9 protein-coding genes and 1 tRNA gene are annotated in these 10,915 nt (G+C 59.6%); 9 read left to right on the top strand and 1 reads right to left on the bottom strand.

Features of this window, described 5'->3' with window-relative positions; all coding sequences use genetic code 11:
* Positions 1–215: 215 nt before the first annotated feature.
* From KW841_RS14740 to ychF, 8 genes are all read left to right on the top strand, one after another.
* On the top strand, positions 216–1,940 hold the full coding sequence (locus KW841_RS14740; RefSeq protein WP_007973884.1) for a tetratricopeptide repeat protein: 1,725 nt from the start codon (positions 216–218) through the stop codon (positions 1,938–1,940).
* 4 nt (positions 1,941–1,944) lie between these two features.
* A complete protein-coding gene (gene lolB / locus KW841_RS14735) occupies positions 1,945–2,562 on the top strand; it encodes a lipoprotein insertase outer membrane protein LolB (RefSeq protein ID WP_008046036.1) in 618 nt (205 codons plus the stop codon).
* 1 nt (position 2,563) lies between these two features.
* Positions 2,564–3,415: a 4-(cytidine 5'-diphospho)-2-C-methyl-D-erythritol kinase gene (gene ispE / locus KW841_RS14730; protein ID WP_218477335.1), complete on the top strand. Its 852-nt coding sequence runs from the start codon at positions 2,564–2,566 to the stop codon at positions 3,413–3,415.
* Positions 3,416–3,451: 36 nt separating this feature from the next.
* Positions 3,452–3,526, top strand: a tRNA-Gln gene (locus tag KW841_RS14725).
* A 46-nt stretch (positions 3,527–3,572) separates the two neighbouring features.
* The gene (locus tag KW841_RS14720) at positions 3,573–4,514 is read left to right on the top strand and encodes a ribose-phosphate pyrophosphokinase (RefSeq protein WP_003171603.1); all 942 of its coding nucleotides are present in this window, start codon (positions 3,573–3,575) and stop codon (positions 4,512–4,514) included.
* A gap of 142 nt (positions 4,515–4,656) precedes the next feature.
* On the top strand, positions 4,657–5,256 hold the full coding sequence (locus KW841_RS14715; RefSeq protein ID WP_007973891.1) for a 50S ribosomal protein L25/general stress protein Ctc: 600 nt from the start codon (positions 4,657–4,659) through the stop codon (positions 5,254–5,256).
* A 169-nt stretch (positions 5,257–5,425) separates the two neighbouring features.
* Positions 5,426–6,010, top strand: a complete 585-nt coding sequence (gene pth, locus KW841_RS14710) for an aminoacyl-tRNA hydrolase (protein WP_007973893.1) — start codon at positions 5,426–5,428, stop codon at positions 6,008–6,010.
* Between the two features lie 22 nt (positions 6,011–6,032).
* On the top strand, positions 6,033–7,133 hold the full coding sequence (gene ychF, locus KW841_RS14705) for a redox-regulated ATPase YchF (RefSeq protein WP_218477322.1): 1,101 nt from the start codon (positions 6,033–6,035) through the stop codon (positions 7,131–7,133).
* A gap of 170 nt (positions 7,134–7,303) precedes the next feature.
* On the opposite strand, the gene KW841_RS14700 is transcribed toward ychF, so the two are convergent.
* On the bottom strand, positions 7,304–8,521 hold the full coding sequence (locus KW841_RS14700; protein ID WP_095965584.1) for an MFS transporter: 1,218 nt from the start codon (positions 8,519–8,521) through the stop codon (positions 7,304–7,306).
* A gap of 333 nt (positions 8,522–8,854) precedes the next feature.
* Here KW841_RS14700 and KW841_RS14695 point away from each other — a divergent pair, with 333 nt between their 5' ends.
* Positions 8,855–10,912, top strand: a complete 2,058-nt coding sequence (locus tag KW841_RS14695) for a methyl-accepting chemotaxis protein (protein ID WP_218477301.1) — start codon at positions 8,855–8,857, stop codon at positions 10,910–10,912.
* Positions 10,913–10,915 lie beyond the last annotated feature (3 nt).

The raw sequence follows: 10,915 nt of genomic DNA, 5'->3' as shown, positions 1-10,915 counted from the left end.
CGGCTTGCGAGCCATTCTCGTTCACGACCTGTAGGAGCTGCCGCAGGCTGCGATCTTTTGACTTTGTTTTTCAAGATCAAAAGATCGCAGCCTGCGGCAGCTCCTACAGGGGCATCGCGCAAGTCCGGGGATTGGGTAAATTGGCGGGCCGGTTATGTTTGGCCTAAAGCTTGTGTCATGATGATCCGACCGCAGGTTAGTCGTCCTCTTCCTATATGAATAGATCTTCCGCGTTGCTCCTCGCTTTTGTCTTCCTCAGCGGCTGCCAGGCCTTGGCACCCGTTTCGTCGGACGGTACGCCGCCGGTTGAAGACAGCACCCCGGCCCCTGAAAAGCCGAAGGTCTACAGCTCCTTCAGCGAGGAAACCGTCTTCAGCCTGTTGAGCGCCGAACTGGCTGGCCAGCGCAATCGTTTCGACATTGCCCTGGACAACTATGTGACCCAGGCCATCAACACCCAGGATCCGGGCATCTCGGAGCGGGCATTCCGTATCGCCGAATACCTGGGCGCCGATCAGGCTGCCCTGGACACCGCGCTGATCTGGGCGAAAAACGCCCCCGACGACCTCGAAGCACAACGCGCCGCCGCCGTGCAACTGGCCCGCGCCGGGCGTTATGACGACTCCATGGTCTATATGGAGAAAGTCCTGCAAGGCAAGGGCGACACTCATTTCGACTTCCTGGCGCTGTCGGCGGCCGACACCGACCAGGACACGCGCAACGGCCTGATGAAAAGCTTCGACCGCTTGCTGCAGCGCCATCCGAACAACAGCCAGCTGATTTTCGGCAAGGCGCTGCTGATGCAACAGGATGGCGACACCAAAGGCGCACTGAAACTGCTGGAAGACAATCCGCCGGACGACGGCGAAATTGCCCCGATTCTGCTGCGCGCTCGCCTGCTGCAAACCCTCGATCGCGGTGACGAGGCCTTGCCGCTTCTGCAGAAAAGCATCAAGAAATACCCGGACGACAAACGCCTGCGCCTGACTTATGCGCGGATGCTGGTTGAACAGGACCGTATGGACGACGCCAAGGCCGAGTTCTCGAGCCTGGTTCAGCAATACCCTGAAGACGACGATCTGCGATACTCCCTGGCACTGGTCTGCCTGGAAGCCAAGGCCTGGAACGAGGCCAAGGGTTATCTTGAAGACCTGATCGCCCGGGACAGCCACGTCGACTCGGCGCACCTGAACCTCGGCCGCATCGCCGAAGAACAAAACGACCCGCAAGGCGCATTGATCGAATACGCCAAGGTGGGCCCGGGCAACGATTTCCTGCCGGCGCAGTTGCGCCAGGCCGACATCCTGATAGACAACGGCAGGACCGCCGAAGCGCAAAGAAAGCTGGCGGCAGAGCGCGACGAGCAGCCGGATTACGCCATCCAGCTGTACCTCATCGAAGCCGAAACCCTGTCCGCCAACAATCAGGGCGACAAGGCCTGGAGTGTTCTGCATCAAGCCTTGCAGCAATACCCGGACGATTTGAACCTGCTCTACACCCGTGCCATGCAGGCGGAAAAACGCAATGACCTGGCGCAGATGGAAAAAGACCTGCGCACGATTATCAAGCGCGACCCGGACAATGCCATGGCGTTGAACGCCCTCGGCTACACCTTGTCCGACCGCACCACACGCTACGCCGAAGCCAAGGCCCTGATCGAACAGGCGCACCAGATCAGTCCGGAAGATCCGGCGGTACTCGACAGCCTTGGCTGGGTGAATTATCGCCTGGGCAATCTCGACGAAGCCGAGCGTCTGCTGCGCCAGGCCCTGGAACGCTTCCCCGACCAGGAAGTCGCCGCTCACCTGGGCGAAGTCCTGTGGGCCAACGGCAAACAGCGCGAAGCCAGACAAGTCTGGGGCAAATTCCTCAAGGAACAGCCTGACAGCCCGACCCTGCGTGGCACCATCAAACGCCTGACCGGATCAGAGACTCTTTAAGATTATGTTTTTGCGCCATTTCATCGTTTTCAGCTTTATCGCCCTGCTCGCCGGTTGCGCAGGCCTTGGTCCCCGCGAATCGGTCGAGGGGCATGGCAACGCCGCCCAATGGCGCGAGCACAAACAGCAACTGACCGGCCTCGATGGCTGGCAGATCGACGGCAAGATCGGCATCCGTGCGCCGAAAGACTCGGGCAGCGGCACGCTGTTCTGGTTGCAGCGCCAGGATTACTACGACATTCGCCTGTCCGGGCCACTGGGCCGTGGTGCGGCTCGCCTGACCGGACGTCCGGGCAAGGTGTCGCTGGAAGTCGCCAACCAGGGACGCTACGACGCGCCGAACCCGGAAGTGCTGCTCGAAGAACAGCTGGGCTGGAAGCTGCCGGTGTCCAATCTGGCCTGGTGGGTACGCGGACTCCCGGCTCCGGACAGCAAAAGTCGCCTGACCCTGGATACCGACAGTCGCCTGGCCAACCTCGAGCAGGATGGCTGGCAGGTCGAATACACCGACTACACCCAGCAAAACGGTTACTGGCTGCCCGAGCGCATCAAGCTGCATGGCACCGACCTTGACGTCACCCTGGTGATCAAGGCCTGGCAACCACGCAAACTGGGGTCATGACATGCCAGCCAATCGCCTGACTTTGCCGTCTCCGGCCAAACTCAATTTGATGCTGCACATTCTCGGTCGCCGCGAAGACGGCTACCACGAACTGCAAACGATGTTTCAGTTTCTCGATTACGGCGACGAAATCACCTACGCCCTGCGCGATGACGGTGTCATTCAGCTGCATACCGAGTTCGTCGGCGTGCCCCACGACAGTAACCTGATCGTCAAGGCCGCGAAAAAACTCCAGGAGCAATCCGGTTGTTCGCTGGGCGTGGATATCTGGATCGAAAAGATCCTGCCCATGGGCGGCGGCATTGGCGGCGGCAGTTCGAATGCCGCAACGACTTTGCTCGGCCTCAATCACCTGTGGCAATTGGGCTGGGATGAAGATCGCCTGGCTGGCCTGGGATTGACGCTGGGCGCCGACGTCCCGGTTTTCGTTCGTGGTCATGCGGCTTTCGCCGAAGGTGTGGGGGAGAAACTGACCCCTGTCGACCCCGAAGAACCGTGGTATCTGGTGCTGGTGCCGCAAGTCTCTGTAAGTACGGCAGAAATTTTTTCAGATCCGTTGTTGACACGTAACACTCCTCCCATTAAAGTGCGCCCCGTTCCCAAGGGAAACAGTCGAAATGACTGCTTGCCGGTGGTAACAAGGCGTTATCCAGAGGTACGTAACGCTTTGAATTTGTTAGGTAAATTTACCGAAGCAAAACTCACCGGAACTGGAAGTTGTGTGTTTGGGGGCTTCCCAAGCAAAGCTGAAGCTGATAAAGTCTCGGCCCTTCTGACAGAGACCCTTACAGGTTTTGTAGCAAAAGGAAGCAACGTTTCGATGTTGCATCGCAAGCTTCAAAGTCTGCTCTAAAGGAACCGATTACCGGGTAATCGTTGCAACAGATACAGGGGCGTCGCCAAGCGGTAAGGCAGCAGGTTTTGATCCTGCCATGCGTTGGTTCGAATCCAGCCGCCCCTGCCATTTTCCTATACTCATCCAGGTTACCCTCAGCCTTCAGGTACTGCGCGTGTCCAAGATGATGGTCTTTACGGGGAACGCTAACCCCGATCTGGCTCGGCGTGTCGTACGTCAGCTGCATATCCCTCTCGGTGACATCTCTGTCGGTAAATTCTCCGACGGCGAAATTACAGCCGAGATCAATGAAAACGTCCGCGGTAAAGACGTCTTCATTATTCAGCCGACTTGCGCTCCGACCAACGATAACCTGATGGAACTGGTAGTGATGGCTGATGCCTTCCGCCGCTCCTCGGCTACTCGTATCACTGCTGTTATTCCTTACTTTGGTTATGCCCGTCAGGATCGCCGTCCGCGTTCCGCACGTGTGGCTATCAGCGCGAAAGTCGTGGCTGACATGCTTACCGTAGTCGGCATCGACCGTGTTCTCACGGTTGATCTGCATGCTGACCAAATCCAGGGTTTCTTCGATATTCCGGTAGATAACATCTACGGCTCCCCGGTTCTGGTGGATGACATCGAAGATCAGCGCTTCGAAAACCTGATGATCGTGTCCCCGGACATTGGTGGCGTCGTGCGTGCACGTGCCGTTGCCAAATCCCTGGGCGTGGATCTCGGGATCATCGACAAACGCCGTGAAAAAGCCAATCACTCTGAAGTGATGCATATCATCGGTGATGTCGAAGGGCGTACCTGTATTCTGGTCGATGACATGGTCGATACCGCCGGCACCCTGTGCCACGCGGCCAAGGCCCTGAAAGAGCATGGCGCTGCCAAGGTTTTCGCCTACTGCACGCACCCTGTGCTGTCGGGTCGGGCGATCGAAAACATTGAAAATTCCGTGCTGGACGAGCTGGTGGTGACCAACACCATCCCGCTGTCCGCTGCAGCACAAGCCTGTGCGCGTATCCGCCAACTGGATATCGCACCGGTAGTTGCCGAGGCGGTCCGCCGCATCAGCAATGAAGAATCGATCAGCGCGATGTTCCGCTAAGGGCCCTGCCCTTCTCGAAATGTCTCGTTGACGAAAAGCGCCCCGCCCCGGCATTCCTGTCGGGGCGGGGCTTTTTTGCCCATATCGCCTTTAGCGCTGGTCGCAAACGCTGGGGCGAGTGTGGTTATTTTGGAGATACAACATGAACGATTTTACTCTGAATGCTGAAGTGCGTTCCGACCTGGGGAAAGGTGCGAGCCGCCGCCTGCGTCGTCTCGCAAGCCTGGTTCCAGCTGTAGTTTACGGTGGCGACAAAGCCCCTGAATCCATCAGCATGCTGGCCAAAGAAGTTGCCAAACTGCTCGAAAACGAAGCGGCTTACAGCCACATCATCGAGCTGAACGTTGGTGGCACCAAGCAGAACGTCGTGATCAAAGCCCTGCAGCGTCACCCGGCCAAAGGCCACGTGATGCACGCTGACTTCGTACGCGTAGTCGCTGGCCAGAAACTGACCGCGATCGTTCCAGTGCACTTCATCAACGAAGAAGCACCGACCAAGAAAGGCGGCGAAATCTCGCACGTTGTTGCCGAGATCGAAGTTTCCTGCCTGCCGAAAGATCTGCCTGAGTTCATCGAAGTCGACCTGGCTAACGCTGAAATCGGTTCGATCATTCACCTGTCGGACCTCAAGGCGCCTAAAGGCGTTGAGTTCGTGGCCCTGGCACACGGCGATGACAAGGCTGTTGCCAACGTCCACGCTCCACGTGTTGCTCCAGAAGCTGCAGAAGGCGCTGCAGAGTAATTTTACTCTGTACGCCGGAGTGACCGGAAACATCGCGGACTAGAGCATAGCGAGAAAGCGGGCGAGAACGCGGAGTTTACATCATGGTAAATGAGCAATTTTCGTCCACTTTCGCCGCTTTCCCTGATTGCGGCGATGTTATCCACCACTCCAATGAAGGGCCCCTATCGTGACTGCCATCAAACTGATCGTTGGCCTGGGAAATCCAGGCGCTGAATACGAACAGACCCGGCATAACGCAGGGGCCCTTTTTGTTGAGCGCATCGCGAACGCACAAGGCGTGAACCTTGTGGCGGACCGCAAATATTTCGGCCTGACCGGGCGCTATTCGCACCAAGGTCAGGATGTTCGTCTGCTGATTCCCACCACGTACATGAACCGCAGCGGCCAGGCCGTGGCGGCACTCGCCGGTTTCTTCCGCATCAAGCCTGAAGAAATCCTCGTGGCGCACGACGAACTCGATCTGCCTCCCGGCGTTGCCAAGCTCAAAGTAGGCGGCGGCCACGGCGGTCACAACGGGTTGCGCGACATCATTGCGCAACTGGGCAATCAGAATACCTTTCACCGCTTGCGGCTTGGCATTGGCCACCCGGGCGTTGCCAGTATGGTTTCAAATTTCGTCCTGGGTCGTGCGCCACGCGCCGAACAGGAAAAACTCGATGCCAGCATCGACTTTGCCCTCGGCGTGCTGCCGGATATCCTCGCCGGGGAATGGAACCGCGCGATGAAAAACCTGCACAGCCAGAAGGCCTGACTCACTCCTCGGGGAAAACACCATGGGATTCAATTGCGGCATCGTCGGTCTGCCTAACGTCGGCAAGTCCACCCTGTTCAACGCCCTGACCAAATCCGGGATCGCGGCCGAGAACTTCCCCTTCTGCACCATCGAACCGAACAGCGGTATCGTGCCGATGCCGGATCCTCGTCTGGAAGCCCTGGCGGCCATCGTCAATCCAAAGCGCATCCTGCCGACCACCATGGAATTCGTCGACATCGCGGGCCTGGTTGCCGGCGCGTCGAAAGGTGAAGGCCTGGGCAACAAGTTTTTGGCCAACATCCGTGAAACCGATGCCATCGCCCACGTGGTCCGCTGCTTCGAAGACGAGAACGTGATTCACGTCTCCAACAGCGTCGACCCGAAACGCGACATCGAAATCATCGACCTGGAACTGATCTTCGCCGACCTCGACAGCTGCGAAAAGCAACTGCAGAAAGTCGCGCGCAACGCCAAGGGTGGTGACAAGGACGCCGTGGTCCAGAAAGGCCTGCTGGAGCAACTGATTGCTCACTTCACCCTCGGCAAGCCTGCACGCAGCCTGATGAAGACCATGAGCACCGACGAAAAAGCGGTGATCAAGGGCTTCCACCTGCTGACCACCAAGCCGGTCATGTACATCGCCAACGTCGCTGAAGACGGTTTCGAGAACAACCCGCACCTGGACGTGGTCAAGGCCATCGCCGAAGAAGAAGGCGCCGTGGTTGTACCGGTGTGCAACAAGATCGAAGCGGAAATCGCCGAGCTCGATGACGGCGAAGAGAAAGACATGTTCCTCGAAGCCCTGGGCCTCGAAGAGCCAGGTCTGAACCGCGTGATCCGCGCCGGCTACGAAATGCTGCACCTGCAGACCTACTTCACCGCCGGTGTCGAAGAAGTCCGCGCCTGGACCGTACGCGTCGGTGCCACCGCACCACAAGCCGCTGGCGTGATCCACACCGACTTCGAGAAAGGCTTCATCCGCGCCGAAGTGATCGCCTACAACGACTTCATCCAGTACAAGGGCGAAGCCGGCACCAAGGAAGCCGGTAAATGGCGTCTGGAAGGCAAGGACTACATCGTCAAGGACGGCGACGTGATGCACTTCCGCTTCAACGTGTAAGCCACACGCCCAAGAAAAAGCCGCGTTTGATACGCGGCTTTTTTGTGCCTTGTTTTTGCTTTTCTGTGGGAGCGAGCTTGCTCGCGATAGCGGTGTGTCAGCCAACAAAGATACTGACTGACACTCCGTCATCGCGAGCAAGCTCGCTCCCACAGGGGATTTGTGTCGAGTCAGGCCTTTTTGGTCCGAGGCAGGAAGATCGCCAACACCCCGAACAACGGCAGGAACGAACACAGGTAGTACACGTATTCGATGCCGTGAATATCCGCCAGGTGCCCCAGCAACGCCGCGCCAATCCCGCCGAAACCGAACATCAAACCGAAGAACACCCCGGCGATCATCCCGACATTGCCCGGCACCAGTTCCTGGGCGTACACCACGATGGCCGAGAATGCCGAGGCGAGGATGAAGCCGATGACGACGCTCAGGATGCTGGTCCAGAACAGGTCGACATGGGGCAGCAACAAGGTGAACGGTGCAACGCCGAGGATCGAGAACCAGATCACTGCCTTACGCCCGATCCTGTCGCCGATCGGCCCGCCAAAGAACGTCCCCGCCGCTACCGCACCAAGGAACAGAAACAGGTGCAACTGCGAACTGGCGACCGACAGGTCGAACTTCTCGATCAGGTAGAAGGTGAAATAGCTGGTGAGGCTGGCCATGTAGAAATACTTGGAGAACACCAGCAGCCCGAGCACCACCAGCGCACTGGTCACTCGGCCCTTGGACAGGCCGTGAGTCGCTGCCTGACCTTGCTTGAGCTTGAACAGGTTCAAGTGGTTGGCGTACCAGCGGCTGATCCGGTACAGCACGAACAACGCAAACACCGCGAACAAGCCGAACCAGGCCACGTGCCCTTGACCGTAGGGAATGATGATCGCTGCCGCCAGTAACGGGCCGAACGCCGAGCCTGCGTTACCGCCGACCTGGAAGGTCGATTGCGCCAGCCCGAAGCGCCCGCCCGAAGCCAGGCGCGCCACGCGGGATGCTTCGGGGTGGAAGGTCGAAGAACCGATGCCGATCAAGCCCGCCGCCAGCAAAATCAGCGGGAAGCTGCCAACCACCGACATCATCAGAATGCCGACCAGGGTGCACACCGTACCTGCCGGCAGCAGCCACGGCTTGGGATGGCGATCGGTGTAGTAACCCACCCACGGCTGCAACAGCGAGGCCGTCAACTGGAACGTCAGGGTGATCAGGCCGACCTGAGTGAAGGTCAGGCCATAGCTGGCCTTGAGCATCGGGTAGATCGACGGCAGCACCGACTGGATCAGGTCGTTGATCAAATGCGCCAGCGCCACCGCGCCGATGATGCGCATCACCAGGGGGCTGCTTTGGGGCGTAGCGGACGCCGGCACTGAGCCGGTCTGGGCGTTGCTGATAGCCATGGGAATTTCCAGACAACAGGAGGTACAAACGGGCAGGTGCGCCAATGTGCCATTTTTCAGTACGGCAACGCCATCCCCTTAGCCTGCTAACGACCTCGATTTTCATCGCCACAACATTGATGGCGCAACGCCATGGTCTGAATCTTGCCTTCTTTGTCGGCTTGAACGCGGCCTCCTTACAAAGGAGACCGACAATGGGAAGTTTCGCCACAGAGTCGGCCTACAGAGCGGACAAGGGTGAACTTTCGAGGCCTTTTTAGAGGGCACGAGTCGGCGGTGCAACAACCTCCGACGCACGCCAATGGTGCGTGGTGTCCATGGGAGTCTTGGGGCATGCAGGCTTTTTTATCACCGGGGATCGGGTTGCTGGGGCGTTTTGGCTTTGCGCGCAAATTCCAGCTGTTGTTTCTGCTGTTTATCCTGCCGCTGGCCGGCAGCCTGTGGATGATCGGCCAGGACTATCGCGACAAACTCAGCCTGATCTCCGGCGAACGTGCCGGGGTGCGGCAACTGCTGGCCCTTGATGCACTGGATGATCTGCTCGCCGCCCAGCGTGATCGCGCCGCCCGCTGGCGCGCCACGGAAACCAATCGCCAGCCGACACCGGCCACCCTCGCCGCGATGGCCGCCTTCGATGCGGTCCAACCCGCCGTCAGCCAGGCCACTGCCGAACTGGGCAATGCCCTGCAAAAAGAAGCTGCCGAGAGCGAAACACTGAGCCGTTATCAGGCCCTGCAAGCCGCCCTCGATGGCCTCGACTCGAAAAGCCTGAGCAGCGTCGGCTGGTGGCCGGATGGCTACGATCGTTTCACCAACGCCCTGAGCGCCCTGCAAGCCTTACGCGAGCAGATCGCCATGGACAATCGGCTGACACTGGCACCGTGGCTGGAAACCTATTTGCTGACGCAGATCTCCACCCAACACGCACCCGACCTGATCGAACGAGTCGGTCGCCTGGCGGCGGTGGGCCAGGCGTCGGTAGTGTCCGGGCAGTTCACCCTGCAAAGCCGCCTGCAACTGCGCGACCTGCGCAGCCGCATCGGCGATGCACGGGAGCAGCTGGTGAAAACCGCTGGCCTGCTCGAAGCGCGCTTGCCCAGCGCCCTGCAAACCTGGGCCGGGCAATACCACGACAGCCTCAAGCGCCTGGACTCAGGCCTGAAGGTGCTGGATGACGGCGTGTTCGGCGGCAGCATCAATCTCAAGCCGGAGGACTTCGAACGCAGTCTCGACGCCCTGCTCTCTGACCTCGCCTCGTTGCGCCAGCAGTCGCTGGTATCGCTGGATCAACGCCTGGATTACTACCACGGCTCGGCGATCCGCCAGTTCATTGTGGTGGCCGCCGTGTTCGGCTGCCTGCTGTTGGCTGCGCTGTATCTGTTCATCTGCTTGCAGGCTTCGATCCGCCGCAGCGCCAGCGGCATCACGGTACTGGCCGAGGCTCTGCGCGATGGCAATCTGAGCCTGCAAGTTCCGGTTCAGGGACGGGACGAACTGGCGGTCATCAGCACCGCGCTGAACGTCGCCGTGGTGCAACTGCGCACCAGCCTGCAAGGCGTGGATCATGAAACCTTGCAACTGAGCCACGCGGTGCAAAGCCTCAACCATCACTCCAGTGACGCCTTGGGCGAAGTCGAAGCCCAGCAGTTGCAGATCAGTCAGATTGCCGCGGCGGCGACGCAACTGGCCGCTACTTCACAAGGGGTCGCCCACAGTTGCGAACAGGCGTCCGGCAGCGCCCAGCACACCCGGCGCATTGCCGCCGACAGCAGCCGCGACAGCCAGCGCACCACCGCGAGCATCCAGCAGCTCAACCAACGCCTGAACGAAACCGCGGCGGCACTGGGCCGGGTCAGCGAGCAAGGACAGCAGATTCAACTGGTGGTCGACACCATTCGCGGCGTCGCCGAGCAGACCAACCTGCTGGCACTCAACGCCGCCATCGAGGCGGCGCGGGCGGGCGAACAAGGGCGTGGCTTTGCGGTGGTGGCCGATGAAGTACGCAGCCTGTCACAGCGCACTCAATCGTCGACCGCACAGATTGCCGGCACGGTCGACAGCCTGCGTCACACCGTGAATGAGGCCGTCAACCTGATGGAGGCCGCGTGCACTCAGGCAGAGAGTGATGCACAAGCGGTCACCGGCCTTGGCGTACGGCTCGGGGAAATCGCCAGTGCAGTACAGAGTGTCACCGATACTCTTGCGCAAATCGCCACGGCGGTGGAAGAGCAGGCCAGTACCGCCGACGAGGTCAGCGGCAATATCCAGCAAGTCGATCAGGCAGCGCTACGTTTGCTCGAAGGTGCCCGCGCGGTGAACCAGGCAGCGGATACCCTGAGTCAGGGCAGCAAAGCGTTAAGCGACAACACCGGGCGCTTCCGCTTGAGTTGAGTC

This window comes from Pseudomonas sp. PDM28, assembly GCF_019219115.1.
In the GTDB taxonomy this organism is placed as follows: Bacteria; Pseudomonadota; Gammaproteobacteria; order Pseudomonadales; family Pseudomonadaceae; genus Aquipseudomonas; species Aquipseudomonas laurylsulfatiphila.
The sequence above is the reverse complement of the archived record's forward strand: the minus strand, read 5'-3'. Positions and strand labels throughout refer to the sequence as shown.